Origin of the sequence: Duganella sp. Leaf61 (assembly GCF_001421905.1) — a bacterium.
Lineage (GTDB): Bacteria > Pseudomonadota > Gammaproteobacteria > Burkholderiales > Burkholderiaceae_D > Rugamonas > Rugamonas zoogloeoides.
The window spans coordinates 629,047-648,512 of sequence record NZ_LMLM01000001.1 but is presented as its reverse complement, the minus strand read 5'-3'; the positions used below and the strand labels follow the sequence as shown (position 1 = coordinate 648,512).

The 19,466-nt window shown below is 66.2% G+C and carries 13 protein-coding genes; 8 read left to right on the top strand and 5 right to left on the bottom strand.

Annotated elements, in window-relative coordinates:
- Positions 1-51 precede the first annotated feature (51 nt).
- The 4 genes from rho to hutC all read right to left on the bottom strand — a co-directional run bounded on the left by rho (position 52) and on the right by hutC (position 7,258).
- Positions 52-1,314 (bottom strand): transcription termination factor Rho, encoded by a 1,263-nt coding sequence (rho, locus tag ASF04_RS02800; RefSeq protein WP_026637540.1) that lies wholly within the window; start codon positions 1,312-1,314, stop codon positions 52-54.
- A 171-nt stretch (positions 1,315-1,485) separates the two neighbouring features.
- The gene (gene trxA / locus ASF04_RS02795) at positions 1,486-1,812 is read right to left on the bottom strand and encodes a thioredoxin TrxA (protein WP_019923242.1); all 327 of its coding nucleotides are present in this window, start codon (positions 1,810-1,812) and stop codon (positions 1,486-1,488) included.
- A 199-nt stretch (positions 1,813-2,011) separates the two neighbouring features.
- Positions 2,012-6,238, bottom strand: coding sequence for a PAS domain S-box protein (locus ASF04_RS02790; protein WP_229204890.1), 4,227 nt, complete (start codon positions 6,236-6,238; stop codon positions 2,012-2,014).
- 288 nt (positions 6,239-6,526) lie between these two features.
- On the bottom strand, positions 6,527-7,258 hold the full coding sequence (gene hutC / locus ASF04_RS02785; RefSeq protein ID WP_056137926.1) for a histidine utilization repressor: 732 nt from the start codon (positions 7,256-7,258) through the stop codon (positions 6,527-6,529).
- Between the two features lie 130 nt (positions 7,259-7,388).
- Here hutC and ada point away from each other — a divergent pair, with 130 nt between their 5' ends.
- The gene (gene ada, locus ASF04_RS02780; protein ID WP_056137924.1) at positions 7,389-8,486 is read left to right on the top strand and encodes a bifunctional DNA-binding transcriptional regulator/O6-methylguanine-DNA methyltransferase Ada; all 1,098 of its coding nucleotides are present in this window, start codon (positions 7,389-7,391) and stop codon (positions 8,484-8,486) included.
- Between the two features lie 25 nt (positions 8,487-8,511).
- Here the strand turns inward: ada and msbA are convergent, their stop codons facing one another.
- Positions 8,512-10,359: a lipid A export permease/ATP-binding protein MsbA gene (msbA, locus tag ASF04_RS02775; protein WP_056137922.1), complete on the bottom strand. Its 1,848-nt coding sequence runs from the start codon at positions 10,357-10,359 to the stop codon at positions 8,512-8,514.
- Positions 10,360-10,455: 96 nt separating this feature from the next.
- Between msbA and ASF04_RS02770 the strand changes: the two genes are divergently transcribed.
- From ASF04_RS02770 to hutI, 7 genes are all read left to right on the top strand, one after another.
- Positions 10,456-12,135 (top strand): amidohydrolase, encoded by a 1,680-nt coding sequence (locus ASF04_RS02770; RefSeq protein ID WP_056137920.1) that lies wholly within the window; start codon positions 10,456-10,458, stop codon positions 12,133-12,135.
- A gap of 86 nt (positions 12,136-12,221) precedes the next feature.
- Positions 12,222-13,913: a urocanate hydratase gene (gene hutU / locus ASF04_RS02765; RefSeq protein ID WP_056137918.1), complete on the top strand. Its 1,692-nt coding sequence runs from the start codon at positions 12,222-12,224 to the stop codon at positions 13,911-13,913.
- On the top strand, positions 13,910-15,454 hold the full coding sequence (gene hutH, locus ASF04_RS02760; protein ID WP_056137914.1) for a histidine ammonia-lyase: 1,545 nt from the start codon (positions 13,910-13,912) through the stop codon (positions 15,452-15,454). The genes hutU and hutH overlap by 4 nt, the downstream gene beginning before the upstream one ends.
- 14 nt (positions 15,455-15,468) lie before the next feature.
- A complete protein-coding gene (gene hutG, locus ASF04_RS02755) occupies positions 15,469-16,257 on the top strand; it encodes an N-formylglutamate deformylase (protein ID WP_056137912.1) in 789 nt (262 codons plus the stop codon).
- A complete protein-coding gene (locus ASF04_RS02750; protein ID WP_056137910.1) occupies positions 16,254-17,618 on the top strand; it encodes a formimidoylglutamate deiminase in 1,365 nt (454 codons plus the stop codon). Before hutG ends, ASF04_RS02750 begins: the two co-directional genes overlap by 4 nt.
- Complete coding sequence (locus ASF04_RS02745; protein WP_056137909.1) at positions 17,615-18,190, top strand: HutD family protein; 576 nt, start codon at positions 17,615-17,617, stop codon at positions 18,188-18,190. The genes ASF04_RS02750 and ASF04_RS02745 overlap by 4 nt, the downstream gene beginning before the upstream one ends.
- Positions 18,191-18,199: 9 nt before the next feature.
- A complete protein-coding gene (gene hutI, locus ASF04_RS02740) occupies positions 18,200-19,420 on the top strand; it encodes an imidazolonepropionase (protein ID WP_056137907.1) in 1,221 nt (406 codons plus the stop codon).
- The last annotated feature ends 46 nt before the right edge of the window (positions 19,421-19,466 follow it).

Below are 19,466 nucleotides of genomic sequence, written 5' to 3'. Positions count from 1 at the left end.
CGGTATACGGACACAGGCAACCACTCGGGTTGCCTGTCGGGGCGGAGGTAATTAACCGCCTCTGCGCATCATGTCGAAGAACTCGGTATTGGTCTTCGTGGCGCGCATCTTGTCGAGGATGAACTCCATCGCTTCGATCTCGTCCATCGAGTACAGCAGCTTGCGCAGGATCCAGATTTTTTGCAGCTGGTCCGGCTTGATCAAGAGTTCTTCGCGGCGGGTGCCCGATTTGTTCAGGTTGATCGCCGGGTACACGCGTTTCTCGGCCAGGCGGCGCTCCAGGTGCACCTCCATGTTGCCGGTACCCTTGAATTCTTCGTAGATCACGTCGTCCATGCGCGAGCCGGTTTCGATCAGCGCGGTGGCGATGATGGTCAGCGAACCGCCTTCTTCGATGTTACGGGCAGCGCCGAAGAAGCGTTTCGGGCGTTGCAGCGCGTTGGCGTCCACACCACCGGTCAGCACCTTGCCCGAGGCCGGGATCACGGTGTTGTAGGCGCGGGCCAGGCGGGTGATCGAGTCGAGCAGGATCACCACGTCTTTTTTCATTTCGACCAGGCGCTTGGCTTTTTCCAGCACCATCTCGGCAACCTGCACGTGGCGGGTGGCCGGTTCGTCGAAGGTCGAGGCGACCACTTCGCCGCGTACCGAGCGTTGCATCTCGGTCACTTCTTCCGGACGTTCGTCGATCAGCAGCACGATCAGGGTAACGTCGGGGTGGTTCGAGGTGATCGCGTGGGCGATGTGCTGCAGCATCACGGATTTACCGGACTTCGGCGACGCCACCAGCAGGCCGCGCTGCCCCTTGCCGATCGGCGCGATCAGGTCGACGATACGGCCGGTGATGTTCTCGGTGCCGTTGATGTCGCGCTCGAGGCGCAGCGGCTCGTTCGGGTGCAGCGGCGTCAGGTTCTCAAACAGTATGCGGTGTTTCGAGGCTTCCGGCGATTCGCCGTTGACCTTGTCTACCTTGACCAGCGCGAAATAACGTTCGCCGTCTTTCGGGGTGCGCACTTCGCCTTCGATCGAATCGCCGGTGTGCAGGTTGAAGCGGCGGATTTGCGATGGCGAGATATAGATGTCGTCGGTCGAGGCCATGTAGCTGGCGTCGGGCGAGCGCAGGAAGCCGAAGCCGTCCGGCAGCACTTCGAGGGCGCCGTCGCCGAAAATCTGTTCGCCGGATTTGGCGCGCTTTTTCAGGATCGCGAACATCAGCTCCTGCTTGCGCAGGCGGGCCGCGTTGTCGATATCAAGACCGATGGCCATCTCCAGCAACGCCGAGACGTGTAAGGCCTTTAATTCAGATAGATGCATATGTGTTGAGTGTCCCGTGACGGGAAAGTAAAGGTAGGGGAGGGAACTGCGTGGTGTTGTCTGTTTATTTATATAAAACGCGTTGCGGTCGGGCCGTACGCTGTTTTCCGGATCTGAGGCGGCTGTTTCTGCGGGCGCAGAATCAGCCGTCTGTCCGCAATACTATCTTACTTAGATATTGCTGTCGATGAAACTAGTCAACTGACCTTTGGCCATGGCGCCGACTTTTTGTGCCGCTGGCACGCCGTTCTTGAACAGGATCAGGGTAGGAATACCACGGATACCGAATTTGGCAGGCACTGCCTGGTTCGAATCGACGTCCATCTTGGCGATGGTGATCTTGCCGTCGTATTCCTTGGCGACTTCTTCCAGGATCGGGGCGATGCTCTTGCAAGGACCGCACCATTCGGCCCAGAAGTCGACCAGCACTGGGCGGTCGGATTTCAGCACGTCGGCATCAAAAGAAGTATCGGTGATGTGTTTGATATTTTCGCTCATATTTTCCTCAATCGAGGTGTGGGATCAATAACGCCTGGGGATGATGCCAGTGTTGCCGTTAAGCCAGTTACAGAGAATACATGGCGACTATGTGCGCGAATTCAATGTCTGGAATAGGGAAGGCAACAAGGGTCGGCAGGCGGGAATGGATCAAATCATAACCCATTTTTTATAAATGTGCGGAGATTGAGTTTTGACGTCAATTTTCGTCGGCAAACGTGGTGTTATTCATAATCTGCTCGGTAATCTGTTCCAGCAGCGGCCATAGCCTGGCCAGGCTGGCGCGGGCGGTGGCCAGGTTGACGGCGTCGCTGGCGCTTGCAGGCAGCAGTTCCAGGCTGGCGAACATTTCGCCCATGCCCAGCGCCCCCACCGTGCGCGCCGGCGACTTGAGCCGGTGGCCCAGTTCGCGCACCTGCGCCAGGTCGCCGCGCTTTATTGCCACTTCCATCGCCGACAGTCCCTCCTGGGCATTGTGCAGGAACTTGAAGGCGAACTTGCGCACCTTTTCCGGGTGGTAGCCGAGCAGCTTGGCCAGGATCGACAGGTCGATCACGGCCGGGTCGCCGGCCAGGGTGGGCTTGAAGGCGGGGCGTACGGCGGGCCGCTCGCGCTCGGGCGCGACGCCCAGGCGCTGCACCGGCAGCCAGCTGGCGATGGTGCGGTACATCAGCGCCGGCTGGATCGGCTTGGAGATGAAGTCGTCCATGCCGGCGGCGATGCAGCGGGCGCGGTCCTCGCTGGTGGCGGTGGCGGTCATGGCCAGCACCCGCAGGCCGTTCAGGCGCGGATCGGCGCGGATGCGGCGGGTCGCCTCCAGGCCGTCCATCAGCGGCATCTGCACGTCCATCAGCACGCAATCGAATGCGGTCTGGCGCAGCAGGTCGAGCGCTTCCTGGCCGTTGGCCGCCAGGCACACCGACGAGCCCACGTCTTCCAGCATCTCCAGCGCGATCTGCTGGTTGAACGTGTTGTCCTCCACCAGCAGGATGCGGGCGTCCTTGAGCGTGGTGATGACGGCGGCGGTCTGGGTGGAGGCCAGCAGTTCGGCGGCGGCATCCTGCACCCGCTCGATCACCTGCGGCACGCTGGCGTCGGAAATGCCCAGCCGCGCGGTGAACCAGAACGTGCTGCCCACGCCCGGTTCGCTGCGCACGCCCACCTCGCCGCCCATCAGTTGCGCCAGCTGTTTGCAGATGGCCAGTCCGAGGCCGGTGCCGCCATGCTCGCGCGTGGTGGAGGTGTCGGCCTGCTGGAACGACTGGAACAGGCGGTCGATTTCCGGCTCGGAGAGGCCGATGCCGCAGTCGCTCACTTCAAAGCGCAGCAGGCAACTGCTGGCGTCGGCCACCACCTGGCGCACGCGCACCTCGATGCGGCCCTTTTCGCTGAACTTGATGGCGTTGTTGGTGTAGTTGATCAGCACTTGCCCCAGGCGCAGCGGATCGCCGCGCAGCACGCGCGGCAACGCCGGATCGAGTTCGAACACCAGTTCCAGTTCGCGGCTGACCGCTTTGGGCGCCACCACCGTGGTCAGGGTCTGGATCACGTGGTCGAGCGCGAAATCGACCTGCTCGATATCGAGCTTGCCGGCCTCGATCTTCGAAATGTCGAGGATGTCGTCGATGATGCCCAGCAGGTGTTCGCCGGCAAAGCGGATCTTTTCCAGGTAGTCGCGCTGGCGCGGATCGAGGTCGGTCTTGAGGGCCAGGTAGGCCATGCCGATCACGCCGTTCATCGGGGTGCGGATCTCATGGCTCATGTGGGCCAGGAACTGGCCCTTGTACTGGCTCGCTTCCTCGGCCTGGTGGCGCGCCTGTTCCAGCTCGCGGGTGCGCATCAGCACCCGTTCCTCGAGGTGTTCGTTCCATTCGCGCAGCTCGTCGGCGCCGCGCTTGCGGTCGCTGATGTCGGTCAGGCTCACCACCACCAGCGGCACGGCGCCGGTGGGATCAAGAATCGGTTCGGCGTTGATCGACAGCCAGCGCATGGCGCCGTCGGGCTGAGTGATGCCCATCACAACGTCGCGTACTGGCAGGCCGGTGACGATGGCCAGGCGCACCGGGTGGCTGACGCGATCGAAAGTGCTGCCATCCTCGCGCACGCCGCACCACAAGCCGTCGCATTCGCCGCGCTGCTCCAGTTCCATCGCGTACGCCAGCATGCGCGCGGCGGCGGCATTGCTCTCCAGGATGGCGCCGCCGCCATCGACCATCACCAGGCCGTTGGTGACCGCGTTGAAAATCGATGCGAGCCGCTGGCCGGTCAGGCGCAGCGCATTCTCGGCGGAGCGGCGCGCGGTGATATCGGTGAGCATGGCCAGCGTGCCCGCGTAATGGCCGGCGTCGGAGCTGATGACAGTGGTCGAGAGCAGGCACCACAACGCGCTGCCGTCGGCGCGGCGCAGGCGGATGTCGCCCTGGACTGCTTCGCCCGCCAGGTGGCGCTGCAGGTGCTGCTTGAGCAGCAGGCGGCCGGCGTCGTCCATGAACTCGGTCATGCCGTGGCCCATCACCTGGTCCACGTCCACGCCCAGCATGGCCGCCATGGTGGGATTGACGAAAGTGGTGCGGTCGTCGGCGTCGGTCATCCAGATGCCTTCGGCGGCGGTCTGCACGATCAGGCGATAGCGTTCGGAGCTGGCGTGCATGGCTTCTTCGGCGCGCTGGCGCTGGGTCATGTCGCGCAGGGTCACGACCACCAGGTGCTGGCCGCCCAGGTCCAGCGGCGCCAGGTGCACCATGGCGGGGAAGGTGCTGCCGTCGGCGCGGTGGGCGTTCATTACCCGGCCCGGCAGGCCGGGGCGGGCGAACAGCTCGCGTGCGCGCCCGGTGCTGCGCATGCTGTCGGGCGCCAGCTGGTCCATGCTGTGCCCGGCCAGGCTGCCCTCGATGCCGAAGCTGCGTGCGCAGACCGGATTGGCGTAACGCACCCGCCCGCCCTTGTCGGCGATCAGCATGGCGCCGGGCGTGGCGTCGATCACCGCGCACAGGCGCGCCTCCTCGTCGTTGGCGCGCTCGGTAATGTCGGCAAACGTACCCATGGCGCGCAGCGGGCGGCCGTCGGCGGCGCGTTCGACGACAATGCCGCGCGCCAGCAGCCACTTCCAGCTGCCGTCGCGGCAGCGCATGCGGTGCTCGACGATGAACCGGGCGTTGTGCTCGCTTATGGCCGCCAGGTATTCGGCCACGTTGCGGTCCACGCGCGCCATATCGTCGGGATGGATGTCGGCGCGCCATTGTTCGATGGCGGACGGGTAATGTTCATCCTGTCCCAGCAGTTCGCGCGAGCGCGCCGACAGGACCAGTTGGCCGGTGTCCATCTGCCACTCCCACACGCCTTCACCCGAGCCTTCCAGCGCCAGGCTGGCCATGCTCTCGGAGCGCGCCAGCTCCAGGCGCGCCCGCCGCAGCGCCTGTGCCTGGCGGCGCAGGCGCCAGACGGCGATGGCCGCAGCAAGCAGGAGGAGGGCCCCGAGGATCGGCAAGCCGTAGCGCAGCAGCGGGTGCACCCCGCGCGGCTGGTACAAAAAGCCGTCGAGACGGAAGTCCGCCGGGAGCATGCCCTGTTCCCGGTAGGCCCGGGCAATGGTTTGCCAGCGGTCCGGATTGCTGTAGCCCAGTTCCACCAAGTCCTGTTGCAGCAGCGGCACCATTTGCGCGGCCTCGTACACCAGTTGTTCGCGGCTGCGGCGCGCGGGATAACGCGCGCGTATCAGGTCGGCCATTTCGGCCGGATGGGCCATGGCGTAATGCCAGCCGCGCAGGGTGGCCTGGCGCAGCGCCTCGGCGCGCGCCGGATGTTCGCGCAGCTCGCTTTCGGTGGTGTACAGCACGTCGCCGTAGAAATCGAGGCCGGCGCTGCGCGGCGAGCGCACCTCGAACGGCACCCCGCTGCGTTCGAGCGCGAACGGCGCCTGGGTGGTGTAGAACGACATCGCATCCACCCGGCCAGCAATCAGGTCGTCGAAGTTGTAGGTGTGGGCCAGCTGGTACATGCTGTCGTAACGGACCCCGGTCTTTTTCAGGTAGGCGGTCAGTTCCTCGTTGTTGGGCGCCATCATGATGCGGCTGCCGGGCCAGGGACGGGGCTTGCCATCGGAGCCCAGGCGCACCAGCAGCGCCGCGCCGGAGTGCTGGAACACCGACGCCAGCACCACCACCGGCTGGCCCAGCGCGCGCGCCAGCAACAGCGTGGTGTTGCCCACGCCGTACTGGGCGCGGCCCTCGGCCACGGCCTGCACCGGGTCGTTGCCCGGGGTCGCTTCGAGCAGCGTCACCTCGAGGCCGGCGTCGCGGTAGTAGCCTTGGTCCTGCGCCGCGTAGTAGCCGGCGAACTGGAACTGGTGCTGCCACTTGAGCTGGATCGTCACTTTTTCCGCCGCGTCCGCGCCGGTGGCGGTGAGCGCGCCGGCCGCCATGAGCATGCATATGGCCCACCGGCGCGCCATCTGGCGCCACGATGGCGAAGCGATGCAGGTGCGCGTGCGGAACAAGGTAGGCCTTTCTGGGGACGAATTATTCTGTCTGCGGGCAACTATATCAGCTTTAATGGCCGCAATTACCACCATATGATCCAGATCAAGATGTGTTGCGCGGACGTGAAAAGGCCATTGCAAAAGATCGGATTTTTGCGGTTTTTCGTGACAAAGGGTGAGATTCCCCCGGCGCTTTTTGGCACCTGTTACTTGTTGTTTGCTAGTGATAGAGGTGGGCTACTGGGTAAAGCTGCCGGCGAACTGGTAGCGGTGTCCCGGGTGCCACATGGTGGCGATGGTGGCGATGCGTCCGCCCGACATGGTCTGGCGGCGTAGCACCAGGCAGGCCTGGCGCACCTCGATGGCCAGCATGTCGGCGATTTCGCGCGGCGCCGGCAGCGCTTCGATGCTGTAGCTGGCGCCTTGCAGCGGCGCGGCCTGCATCAGGTATTCGTTGGGGGTGATGGCGCTGAAGTCCTGTTCCATGTAGTCGGGCGCGCAGTCGGGATTGACCCAGCGGTCTTCCACCTGGATTGGCACGCCATTCTCGAAATGGATGATCACCGAGTGGAACAGCGGGTGGCCGGACGGCAGCTCGAACTGCTTGGCCATCAAATCGCTGGCCTTCAGCTGTTCCAGGTGTTGCAGGCTGCTGCGGTGGACGTGGCCGCGCGCGCGCACTTCCTCGGCGATCGACTTGATCTGCAGCAGCGTGGACTGGTATTTTTGCTGGGCCACGTAAGTGCCGGAACCCTGGCGCCGGGTGAGGACCTGTTCGGCGGTCAGCTCGCGCACGGCGCGGTTGACGGTCATGCGCGAGACGCCGAACTGTTTGACCAGCGCCTGCTCGGACGGAATCACGTCGCCTTCCTTCCACACGCCGGCGCCGATCTGCGCCAGTAAATAATCCTTGATCCGCTGGAAAATCGGGGTATGGTCAGATGGTTGATTGTTTGCTTGCTGGTCCAAACCGCGTCTCCGTAGGCGCCCCCGGGCAGGCGGCTGACCGGCATTCTAGCATCGACATACAATTCGAAAGCAAGCGCCGGAGTGTGCGTACCGGCGCCGGTGGCTACGATGGCCGCATTGCCATTCATTCATGGAGTACGAGATGGGTAACTCAGCTTTGTCCAACCTGGCGTATGCCGACGATACCGCGCGCTGGGCCGCCGTGCAGGCGCGTGATGCCGGCGCCGACGACGTGTTCTGGTACTCGGTGCGCAGCACCGGCGTGTATTGCCGCCCCTCATGCGCAGCCCGTCCGGCGCTGCGCCGCAACGTCGCGTTCCACGCCAGCCGCGCAGAGGCGGAGCAGGCCGGCTTTCGCCCCTGCCTGCGCTGCAAGCCCGACCAGCCGCCGCTGGCCGCGCGCCAGGCCGCCATCGCCGCGCGTGCCTGCGCCCTGATCGACGCCGCCGCCCAGGCCGGCGACGACGCGCCCGACCTCGACGCGCTGGCGGCGGCGGTCGGCGTCAGCCGTTTTCATTTTCACCGCATCTTCAAGGCGGCCACCGGCATCACGCCCAAGGCGTACGCCAACGCTGGCCGCGCACGACGGGTGCAACAGGGACTGGCGCAGCAGGTTTCCGTCACCGACACGCTCTACGCGGCCGGTTTCAATTCCAGTGGCCGGTTTTATGCGCAGGCGCCAGCGGTGTTGGGCATGACGCCGTCGGCGTTTCGCGCGGGCGGGCAGGGCGCGCAGATCCGCTTTGCGATTGCCGCCTGCTCGCTGGGCGCGATCCTGGTGGCCAGCACAGACCACGGCATTTGCGCGATCCTGATCGACGACGATCCCGATTTCCTGGTACGGGACCTGCAGGACCGCTTTCCGAAGGCGGAGCTGCTCGGCGCCGAGGCCGACTACGAGCAGGTGGTCTCGCGCGTGGTTGGCATGGTGGAGCGCCCGGCACTGGGCCTGGACCTGCCGCTCGACGTGCGCGGCACGACATTCCAGCAGCGCGTGTGGCAGGCGCTGCGCGCGATTCCCGCCGGGCGCACCGTCAGCTACGCCGAGCTGGCCGAACTGGTGGGCCTGCCCAAGGGCGCGCGCGCCGTGGCCGGGGCGTGCGCGGCCAATGCATTGGCCGTGGCGATCCCGTGCCACCGGGTGGTGCGCAACGACGGTTCGATTTCCGGCTACCGCTGGGGCGTCGACCGCAAGGCAGCGCTGCTCGACCGCGAACGGCAGGAGTAGCGCGCCATGCGCCGGGCATCACGCTTTACGACGCGACCTGAGTGATTTTTTGCGTGTGGTACAGGCGCGCATACATGTCGTCGTTGGCCAGCAACTGGTCGTGACTGCCCACTTCGCGGATCTTGCCGCCGTCAAGCACCACGATGCGGTCGGCGTTCTCGATGGTGGACAGGCGGTGGGCGATGACCACCGTGGTGCGGCCCTGCATCAGGCGTTCCAGCGCCTGCTGCACCAGGCGTTCCGATTCGGTGTCGAGCGCGCTGGTGGCCTCGTCCAGGATCAGGATCGGCGCATCCTTGTAGATGGCGCGGGCGATCGCCAGGCGCTGGCGCTGGCCGCCTGACAGGCGCAAGCCGTTTTCTCCCACCGGTGATTGATAGCCCTGCGGCTGGCGCACGATGAACTCGTGCGCGTGCGCCGCGCGCGCGGCCGCTTCGATGCGCTCCTGCGACGGCGCCGGATCGCCATAGGCGATATTGGCGGCCAGCGTATCGTTGAACAGCACCACGTCCTGGCTCACCAGCGCGATCTGCCGGCGCAGTGAAGCGAGCGCATACTCGCGCAGATCGACGCCGTCGAGCGTGATGGATCCGCCGCTCACATCGTAAAAGCGCGGCAACAAGCTGGCCAGCGTGGTCTTGCCGCTGCCCGAGCTGCCGACCAGCGCCACCGTTTCGCCGGCGCGGATGTCGAGCGATACCTTATCGAGCGCCAGCCTGGCGTCGGCCACCAGCGGTTTGCCGTCGGCATCGAGGTACTGGAAACTCACGTCCTTGAGCGACAGCTGGCCGTGGGCGCGGGTGGTGGTGTGTTGGCCGGTATCGGCTTCGGTTTCGGTGTCGATCAGGCTGTACACCGAATCGGCGGCGGCCAGGCCCCGTTGCAGCGGCTCGTTGATCTTGGTGAGGTTCTTGATCGGCGACTGCATCGCCATCAGCGCCACGATGAACGAGACGAAGTCGCCGGCCGTGAGCGCCCCGGCCTGGTGGCGCAGCAGCGAAAAATAGATCACCGACGACAGCGTGATCCCGATCAGCAGCATGATCACGCCGGAGTTCAGGGCGGACGTGGCCGCGTGCTTGACGGCCAGCTGGCGATTGAGCTTGACCACGCGGTCGAAGCGGGTCTGTTCGTATTCCTGGCCGCCGAAAATTCTCACCACGCGCTGGCCGCTGATGCTCTCGTCGAGCACATTGGTCAGTTCGCCCATGGCGGCCTGGGCGCTTTTACTCAATTTGCGCATGCGGCGCCCGGCAAAGGTGACCACGGCAGCCACCAGCGGCATCAGGATCAGGCAGAACAGGGCCAGTTGCCAGTCCGAGACGAACATGGTGATCAGGTAGCCGATGGTGAGCACCGAATCGCGCACCGCCACGTTGACCACCGTGAGGCCGGCTTGCGCCACCTGGGCGGCGTCGAACGCCACGCGCGAGAGCGTGGTGCCGGTGGACGACTGGTCGAAAAAGCCATTGGGCAGGCGCATGATGCGCGCGAACATGGCCTCGCGCAGGTTGGCCTGCACCCGGCTGCTGAGCCAGGCAGCGCCGTATTCGCCGATGAAACTCGACACCATGCGCATCACGGCCAGGCCGAAAATCACGGCGGGGATGCTCCACATCGCCGCGTCGGCAGTATTCTTGGGCAGGATGTCGGTCAGCCACTGCTGCGCCACGGCCAGCATGCCGGTGGCAGGCGGGCGCACGGCGCCGACCACGTGCGACGGCGCCAGTGCATCGATCACGGTTTGCAGCTGGCGGATCAGGAGCACATCGGTGGCGGCGGCCAGACCCACTGCGAACAGGGTGAAGAACCCGATCCACAGGTAAGGGCGGAATTCGTTGAGCAGGCGGTGATAGAGTTGGCGGCTGTTCACTGGGTTGTGGTGATTTCGGCGAAACCGCCATTGTACCCGTCCTGTCGATCTGCAAACTTCGCTACACTGGCAGCCTGGTACCGAATGGAGAAAACGATGCGCACCACCCTCAAGCGGCGCCTGCCGCTGGCCGCCGCCCTGGCGCTTGCCTTCACCGCCCTGGCCCCGGCGGCCTACGCCCAAACCATTATCGACCACGCCAACGGCTACACGCTGACGGCGGCGGGCGCCTTGCAGCGCTTCACGTCGCTGGCGTTCGACGCCCAGGGCAAGGTAGTGGTGGCCGGCAGCGAGGCGCAAACGGCTGCCGCGCTGCCGGGCGCAAAGCACGTCGATGCCCAGGGCAAGACCCTGCTGCCGGGGCTGATCGACGCCCACGGCCACGTGTTCGGGCTGGGCGAGATCGCCTCGGGTGTGGACCTGTTTTCCCCTACCTCGCTGCCGGCGGCCCTGCGCGCGGTGGCGGACTTTGCCCGCGCCCACCCGAAAAACGCCTGGATCATCGGACATGGCTGGAACCAGGAAGCCTGGAAGCTGGGCCGTTTCCCCACCGCCGCCGACCTCGACGCGGTGGTGGGCGACCGCCCGGTGCTGCTGCGCCGGGTGGACGTGCACGCCACCTGGCTCAACAGCACTGCGCTGGCCATGGCCGGCATCACCAGGGACACGCCGGACCCCGCCGGCGGCAAGATCGAGCGCGACGCCAAAGGCAACCCCACCGGGGTGCTGGTGGACAGCGCCATGGCGCTGGCCGACAAGGTGGTGCCGCTGCCCACCCCAAGCCAGGCGCGCGCCATGCTCGACAACGCGCTGGCGCTGCTGGCCAAGTCGGGCCTGACCAGCGTGCACGACGCCGGCATTTCGGTGGCCGAGGATGGCATCTACCGCGACTACGCCGACCATGGCAAGCTTACCGCCCGCGTGTACGCGATGATCGGCGACACCGGCGCCGCCTTCGACGAATTATCGAAGGAAGGACCGCTGAAAACCTACGCCAACGACACCTATGCGCTGGCCGCCGTCAAGCTGTTCTCGGACGGCGCGCTGGGCAGCCGGGGCGCCGCCTTGATCGCCCCGTACTCGGACATGCCATCGACGAAAGGACTGCTGTTCCAGCAGAACGCGGCCATGCAGGCCAAGATGGAAAAAGCGATGAAGGCCGGTTACCAGGTCAACGTGCACGCCATCGGCGACGCCGGCAACCACCAGATCCTCGACGCCTACGCCCAGCTGATCCCCAAGTACCAGGCCGGCGGCCTGCGCCACCGCATCGAGCATGCGCAGGTGGTCGCGCCCGAGGACATCCCGCGCTTCAAGGCGCTGGACGTCATCCCGTCGATGCAGCCCACCCACGCCACGTCGGACCAGAACATGGCCGAGCAGCGCGTGGGACACGAACGCATCAAGGGCGCCTACGCCTGGCGCACCTTCCTCGACCAGGGCTCGCGCATCGCCTGCGGCTCGGACTTCCCGGTGGAGCCGCCCGACCCGTTCGAAGGCCTGCACGCGGCGGTCACGCGGCAGAACGCGGCCGGCGCGCCGACGGGCGGCTGGTACAAGAACCAGGCCATGACCCTGACCGAGGCGCTAAGGTGCTTCACGCTCGATGCGGCCTATGCGGCCCGCCAGGAAAATGTGATCGGCTCGCTGGAGCCGGGCAAGTGGGCCGATTTCATTGTGATCGACCGCGATATCTTCACGGCGCCGCCCGAGCAGCTGGGCAAGACGGTGGTGCTGCAAACCTGGATGGGCGGCAAACGGGTCTATAAAAAATAGCGGCTAAAAATACCGTCAAGGCGGTTGACTTGGTTGTATAGACAACCTATGCTAGGGGCACCTTATCCCCATGAGCAGGAGCGACCATGAGCCAAGATCCGCGTTTCGACCCCACCCGCGATGTCCGCGCCCCGCGCGGCCCCGAGCGTACCTGCAAGAACTGGGGCGCCGAGGCCGCATACCGCATGTTGCAGAACAATCTCGACAAGGAAGTGGCGGAAAATCCGCAGCACCTGGTGGTCTACGGCGGCATCGGCCGCGCCGCCCGCGACTGGGCCTGCTACGACCAGATCCTGGCCTCGCTGCGCGAACTGGAAGACAACCAGACCCTGTTGATCCAGTCCGGCAAGCCGGTCGGCGTGTTCCAGACCCACGAAGACGCGCCACGGGTGCTGATTGCGAACTCCAACCTGGTGCCCAAGTGGGCCAACTGGGAGCACTTCAATGAACTCGACCGCCAAGGCCTGTTCATGTACGGCCAGATGACGGCCGGCTCGTGGATCTACATCGGCACCCAGGGCATCGTGCAGGGCACGTACGAAACCTTTGCCGAAGCAGGGCGCCAGCACTTCGGCGGCGATTTGAAGGGGCGCTGGGTGCTGACCGCAGGCCTTGGCGGCATGGGCGGCGCCCAGCCGCTGGCCGCCACCATGGCCGGCGCCGTCTCGCTCACCATCGAGTGCCAGCAAAGCAGCATCGATTTCCGCCTGCGCACCCGCTACCTGGATAAACAGGCCGCCAGCATCGACGAGGCGCTGGCCATGATCGCAGCCCACCTGGCCAATGGCGACGCCATTTCCATCGGTCTGCTCGGCAACGCCGCCGACGTGCTGCCCGAACTGGTGCGCCGCGCCCGCGCGGGTGGCCTGGCGCCCGACCTGGTGACCGACCAGACCTCCGCCCATGACCTGATCAACGGCTACCTGCCGCAGGGCTGGACCGTGGAACAGTGGAAGGCGGCGCAAGCCGATCCGGCCCGCCACGCGGAATTGCAAGCTGCCGCTGCCGGCTCGTGCGCGGTACACGTGCAGGCCATGCTGGACTTCCAGGCGCTCGGCTGCAAGGTGGTCGATTACGGCAACAACATCCGCCAGGTGGCGTTCGACCACGGCGTGGCCAACGCCTTCGACTTCCCCGGCTTCGTGCCCGCGTACATTCGGCCGCAGTTCTGCGAGGGGCGCGGACCGTTCCGCTGGGTGGCGCTGTCCGGCGACCCCGAAGACATCTATAAAACCGACGCCAAGATCAAGGAACTGTTCCCGCACCACGCGCAGGTGCACCGCTGGCTCGACATGGCGCGCGAGCGCATCGCCTTCCAGGGTCTGCCGGCGCGCATCTGCTGGCTCGGTCTCGGCGAGCGCCACCTGGCCGGCCTGGCCTTTAACGAGATGGTGAAAAACGGCGAGCTGAAAGCGCCGATCGTGATCGGCCGCGACCACCTCGATACCGGCTCGGTCGCCAGCCCGAATCGCGAGACGGAAAGCATGAAAGACGGCACCGACGCCGTCTCCGACTGGCCGCTGCTGAACGCCTTGCTCAATACTGCCGGTGGCGCCACCTGGGTGTCGCTGCACCACGGCGGCGGCGTGGGCATGGGCTACTCGCAGCACTCGGGCGTGGTGATCGTGGCCGACGGCACCGATGCTGCCGCCAAACGGCTGGCGCGGGTGCTGGTCAACGACAGCGGCTCGGGCGTGATGCGCCACGCCGACGCCGGCTACGACACCGCCATCGCCTGCGCCCGGCGCAATGGCCTCAACCTTCCAATGATCAAATGACCATGACCCTCACCTTGAAACCGGGCGCGCTGACGCTCTCCGAATTGCGCGCTGTCTGGAACGAAGCCGCCCCAATGGCTTTGGCGCCGGAAGCGTATCCAGTGATCGAAGCGTCGGCTGCTGCCGTGCGCGCCATCGTCGCCAAGGGCGATGCCGCTTACGGCATCAACACCGGCTTCGGCCTCCTGGCCAAAACCCGCATCCCCGACGACAAGCTCGAACAACTGCAGCGCAACCTGATCCTGTCGCACTCGGTGGGTACCGGCGAGCTGGTGTCCGACGCCGTGTGCCGCCTGATCATGCTGATGAAGATCGGCAGCCTGGCGCGCGGCTACTCGGGCGTGCGCCCGCTCATCATCGACACCCTGGTCGCGCTGTACAACGCCGGCATCATGCCCGCCATTCCCGCCAAGGGTTCCGTGGGCGCTTCCGGCGACCTGGCGCCGCTGTCGCACATGACCTTGGCCATGCTGGGCGTGGGCCAGGTACGCATGAACGGGGTGCTGATGGACGCCACCGAGGCCTTGCAGGCCGCCGGCATCGCGCCGGTGGTGCTGGCTGCGAAAGAGGGCCTGGCGCTGATCAACGGCACCCAGGTCTCGACCGCGCTGGCGCTGCACGGCCTGTTCATGGCCGAGCGTTTGCTGGAGGCGGGTTTTGTCTCGGGCGCACTGTCGCTTGACGCGGCCAAGGGCAGCGATGCGCCGTTCGACGCCCGCGTGCATGAAGTGCGCGGCCAGCCGGGCCAGATCGCCGCCGCCGCCATCTACCGCCAACTGGTGGCCGATAGTGCGATCCGCGCCTCGCACCTGGTGGGCGACGAGCGGGTACAGGACCCCTACTGCCTGCGCTGTCAGCCGCAGGTGATGGGCGCCTGCTGGGACATCATCAACAACGCCGCGCGCACGCTGCTGATCGAAGCGAACGCCGTCACCGACAATCCGCTGCTGTTCAAGGACGGCGAACTGTCGGTGGTGGTCTCGGGCGGCAATTTCCACGCCGAGCCGGTGGCCTTTGCGGCCGACACGCTGGCGCTGGCGATTGCCGAAATCGGCAGCATCGCCGAGCGTCGCATCGCCCTGTTGATCGACGCGACCTTATCGGGCCTGCCGCCGTTCCTGGTGCCCGAGCCGGGCGTAAACTCCGGCTTCATGATCGCCCACGTCACGGCTGCCGCGCTGGCGTCGGAGAATAAATCGCTGGCGCACCCGGGCAGCGTGGATACCATCCCGACGTCCGCCAACCAGGAAGACCACGTCAGCATGGCCACGTATGCGGCCCGGCGCCTGGACGACATGGCGCAGAACACGGCGGTCATCATCGGCATCGAGCTGATGGCGGCGGCGCAGGGCATCGACTTCCACCGCCCGCTCACCACCGCGCCGCACCTGGAACACGTGCACGCGCAACTGCGCCAGTCGGTGCCGTTTTTTGATGTCGACCGCTTCTTCGCGCCCGATATCGAGGCCGCCAAGGGCATGGTCATGCGCGGTGAACTGAGCGCCTCGTGCCGCGAGTTGTTCACTTCCTTGCACCCTTAACCTGCGGAGGCACTATGGACTACCAGTTCCAGGCCGGCACCATCCCGTTGCTGGTGTCCATGCCCCACGTGGGCACCGACATCCCCGACGAAATCGCGGCTACCATGACGGCAGCTGCCACCGACCGCCAGGACACCGACTGGCACCTGGCGCGCCTGTACGGTTTTTTGCAGGAGATGGGCGCATCGACCATTTCGGCGCGCTGGTCGCGCTACGCGATCGACCTCAATCGCCCGCCCGAGAACACCAACCTGTACCCGGGCCAGGACACCACCGGCCTGTGCCCGGTCGATACGTTTCACCGCGAGCCGCTGTACGTCGATGGCCGCGTGCCGGACCAGGCCGAAGTGGAGCGGCGCCTGCAACACTACTGGCAGCCATATCACGCGCGGCTGCGCGCGGAACTCGACCGCCTGCTGGCCATCCACGGCCGGGTGGCGCTGTGGGACGCGCATTCGATCGCGTCCAGGGTGCCGCGCTTTTTCGAGGGCAAGCTGCCCGACCTGAACTTCGGCACCGCCGACGGCGCCACCTGCGCGCCGGGACTGGCGCATGCCGTGGTGTCGCGCGCACTGGCTCAGGATCGCTACAGCGTGGCGGTCAACGGCCGCTTCAAGGGCGGCCATATCACGCGCTTTTACGGCCGGCCCGACGCCGGCGTCCAGGCAATCCAGCTTGAAATGTGCCAGTCGGTGTACATGGACGAGGAGGCGCCCTATGGCTACCGTCCCGACCTGGCAGCGCAGGTGCAGGGCCTGCTGCGCGCGATGACGCAGGCGGCGGCCGACTGGGTGCAGTCATGAACCAGCTGTTCGCCCGCCACGCCTTGCTCCCCGATGGCTGGCGCGCTGACGTGCTGCTGGAATGGAACCAGGCCGGCGACCTGGTTGCCGTCACGCCCGGCAGCGCACCGGCAGCAGGCATCGAATGCGTGGAATACGCGCTACCCGGCATGGTCAACCTGCATTCGCACAGCTTCCAGCGCGCGCTCGGTGGCCGCACCGAGTTCGCCGGTGACAGCCATGACAGCTTCTGGACCTGGCGCGACCTGATGTACCGCTTCGCACGCAACATCACGCCCGACCAACTCGAGGCGATTGCCACCCAGCTGTTTTCCGAATGCCTGCGCCACGGCTACACCTCGGTATGCGAATTCCACTATGTGCAACGCCAGCCCGATGGCGCCTGGTACGACCGGCCGGCCGAAACCGCCGAGCGCGTGATTGCTGCCGCACGGTTGGCGGGAATCGGCGTCACCATGCTGCCGGTGTTGTATAGTTATTCGGGATTTAACGACAGTCCCTTGACGCCGGAGCAGCAGCGCTTTCGCACCGATGCCGACGATGTGCTGCGCGTGATCGACGCCTTGTCGCCCATGCGCGATGGCCAGACCGAGGTGGGCGTGGCGCCGCATTCGCTGCGCGCGGCGTCCATCGCGCAGATCAACGCGGTGCTGGCGAGCTTGCCGTCCGAGCGGCCGGTGCATGTGCATATTGCCGAGCAGCAGGCGGAGGTGCAGCAAGCGCTGGCCCATACCGGCCGGCGTCCGGTGCAATTATTGTTCGACCAGGTGGCGGTCGATAGCCGCTGGTGTCTGGTCCATGCAACGCACCTGAGTAACACTGAAGTGTGCAGCATCGCTGTCAGCGGTGCGGTGGCGGGCCTGTGTCCCACCACCGAGGCCAACCTGGGCGATGGCCTGTTTCCGCTGGAGGATTTTCTGGCGGCGGGCGGACGGTTCGGCATCGGCAGCGACAGCCATGTGTCGCAAAGCCCGGTGGAGGAATTGCGCTGGCTCGAATACGGCCAACGGCTGCACCACCAGCGCCGCAATATCGCGGTGTCGAAAGAACAGCGCCAGGTGGGCGAGTTTCTGTGGCAAGGCGCCTTGCAGGGCGGGGCGCAGGCGGCGGGGCGGCCGGTGGGCGCGCTGGCGCCGGGCCGCCGCGCCGACGTGCTGGTGCTCGACGATGCCCATCCCAACCTGTGCGGCCTGGCGCTGCACGAGGTGCTGGGCAGCCTGATTTTTAGTGGCAACGACAACCTGGTGCGCGACGTCATGGTCGGCGGCCGGTGGGTGGTACGCAACGCGCAACACGTGGCGCAGCAGGCGATTGCTGCGCGCTTCAAGCACACGATGGCAGAACTGAGGGAGTTCCGATGAACCGGTTAATCCAGTACGCAAGCCTGCGCCCCACGCCATGGAAGAACGGCGGCGGCGTCACCACCGAACTGGCGATGTCGCCGCCCGGCGCGGGGCTCGACGATTTCGACTGGCGCGTGAGCCTTGCCAGCATCGCCGAAGATGGCCCGTTCTCGCAGTTTCCTGGCGTGGACCGCACGCTGGTGCTGGTCGCCGGCGACGGCGTGCTGCTCGACTTCGGCGATGAACGCGTCGTGCTCAGTCCCAGCGAGCCGCTGGTGGAATTTGCCGGAGAAGACCCGGTCCACGCCACCGTCCATGGCCAGGCCACGCTCGACTTCAACGTTCTGACCCGGCGTGGCCGCTACCGTCACCGGATCGAACCGTTCGTGGTGTGCGGCAGCGTGCCGCTGCCGCGCCGCAGCGGTACCACGCTGGTCTTCCTGGCCGACGGCGAGAGCCTGTCGGTGGGCAGTGCGCGCGAGCGGCTGGCGCTGGTGCGCTACGACCTGCTGGTGCTCGACGGCGAACAGGCCTGGACGCTGGAATCGGCCCAGGCCACGGTGTTCGTAGTCGATCTGATCGCCAACTAAGGGCTGCCCATGGCGTGGGATGTGTTATTTACCAATGTGCACCTGGCCACCATGGCCAACGATGACGGTTATGGCGAAATCCTCGACGCCGCAATTGCGGTCAGGGACGGCCGCATCGCCTGGTTGGGGCCACTGGCAGCGCTGCCCGACGGCCAGGCCGCCGTCGTGCACGACGGCGGCGGCTGCTGGCTCACGCCCGGCCTGATCGACTGTCACACCCACATCGTCCACGCCGGCAGCCGCAGCGGCGAATTCGAAGCGCGCCTCAACGGCGCCACCTATGAAGACATCGCCCGTGCGGGCGGCGGCATCATGTCCACCGTACGCGCCACGCGCGCCGCCAGCGAAGACGAACTGCTGGCGCAAAGCCTGCCGCGCGTGCACAGCCTGCTGGCCGAAGGCGTGACCACCATCGAAATCAAGTCCGGCTATGGCCTCGACCTGGAGAACGAGGCGAAGATGCTGCGCGTCGCCCGCCGCATCGGCCGCGAGCTGCCGGTGCAGGTGGCCACCACGTTTTTAGGCGCGCACGCGCTGCCGCCCGAATACGCGGGCCGCGCCGACGACTATATCGACGCCGTGTGCGCGATGATCGCTCCGCTGGCCGGCGAGGGGCTGGTCGATGCGGTCGATGCCTTCTGCGAGCGCATCGGCTTTTCGCACGAGCAGACCGAGCGCGTATTCCAGGCGGCGCATGCACGCGGACTGCCGGTCAAGCTGCACGCCGAACAGTTATCGGACCAGCGCGGCGCCGAACTGGTGGCGCGCTACGACGGCCTGTCCGCCGACCATCTCGAACATCTGAGCTCCGAAGGCGTCGCCGCCATGGCCGCCGCCGGCACCGTGGCCGTACTGCTCCCCGGCGCCTATTATTTTTTACGCGACACCAACGCGCCGCCAGTCAGCGCCTTGCGCGCGCTCGGTGTGCCGATGGCGGTATCGACCGACTGCAATCCCGGCACCTCGCCCATGACCTCCGTGCTGCTGGCGATGAACATGGCATGTACCTTGTGGCGCCTGACGCCGCAGGAAGCGCTGGCCGGCTGCACCGTGCACGCGGCCCGCGCGCTGGGTCTGCACGACCAGGTGGGCACGCTGGCCGTGGGCAAGCGCGCCGATTTCGCGCTGTGGCGCATCGACCGTCCGGGCGAGCTGGCGTATGCGATCGGCTTCAATCCGTGCCAGGGCGTGGTCAATGCCGGCGTGTGGCGTTCGCCACGGGGGCTTTGAGCCGGGTTCGCGTGCGCAATGGTAAGCTGGCCGGATTGACCATACA

Coding starts and splice junctions, on each gene's coding strand:
- rho (WP_026637540.1), bottom strand. CDS start 1,314: ATGCATCTATCTGAATTAAAGGCCTTACACGTCTCGGCGTTGCTGGAG.
- trxA (WP_019923242.1), bottom strand. CDS start 1,812: ATGAGCGAAAATATCAAACACATCACCGATACTTCTTTTGATGCCGAC.
- ASF04_RS02790 (WP_229204890.1), bottom strand. CDS start 6,238: ATGCTCATGGCGGCCGGCGCGCTCACCGCCACCGGCGCGGACGCGGCG.
- ada (WP_056137924.1), top strand. CDS start 7,389: ATGGAGTACGAGATGGGTAACTCAGCTTTGTCCAACCTGGCGTATGCC.
- ASF04_RS02770 (WP_056137920.1), top strand. CDS start 10,456: ATGCGCACCACCCTCAAGCGGCGCCTGCCGCTGGCCGCCGCCCTGGCG.
- hutU (WP_056137918.1), top strand. CDS start 12,222: ATGAGCCAAGATCCGCGTTTCGACCCCACCCGCGATGTCCGCGCCCCG.
- hutH (WP_056137914.1), top strand. CDS start 13,910: ATGACCATGACCCTCACCTTGAAACCGGGCGCGCTGACGCTCTCCGAA.
- hutG (WP_056137912.1), top strand. CDS start 15,469: ATGGACTACCAGTTCCAGGCCGGCACCATCCCGTTGCTGGTGTCCATG.
- ASF04_RS02750 (WP_056137910.1), top strand. CDS start 16,254: ATGAACCAGCTGTTCGCCCGCCACGCCTTGCTCCCCGATGGCTGGCGC.
- ASF04_RS02745 (WP_056137909.1), top strand. CDS start 17,615: ATGAACCGGTTAATCCAGTACGCAAGCCTGCGCCCCACGCCATGGAAG.
- hutI (WP_056137907.1), top strand. CDS start 18,200: ATGGCGTGGGATGTGTTATTTACCAATGTGCACCTGGCCACCATGGCC.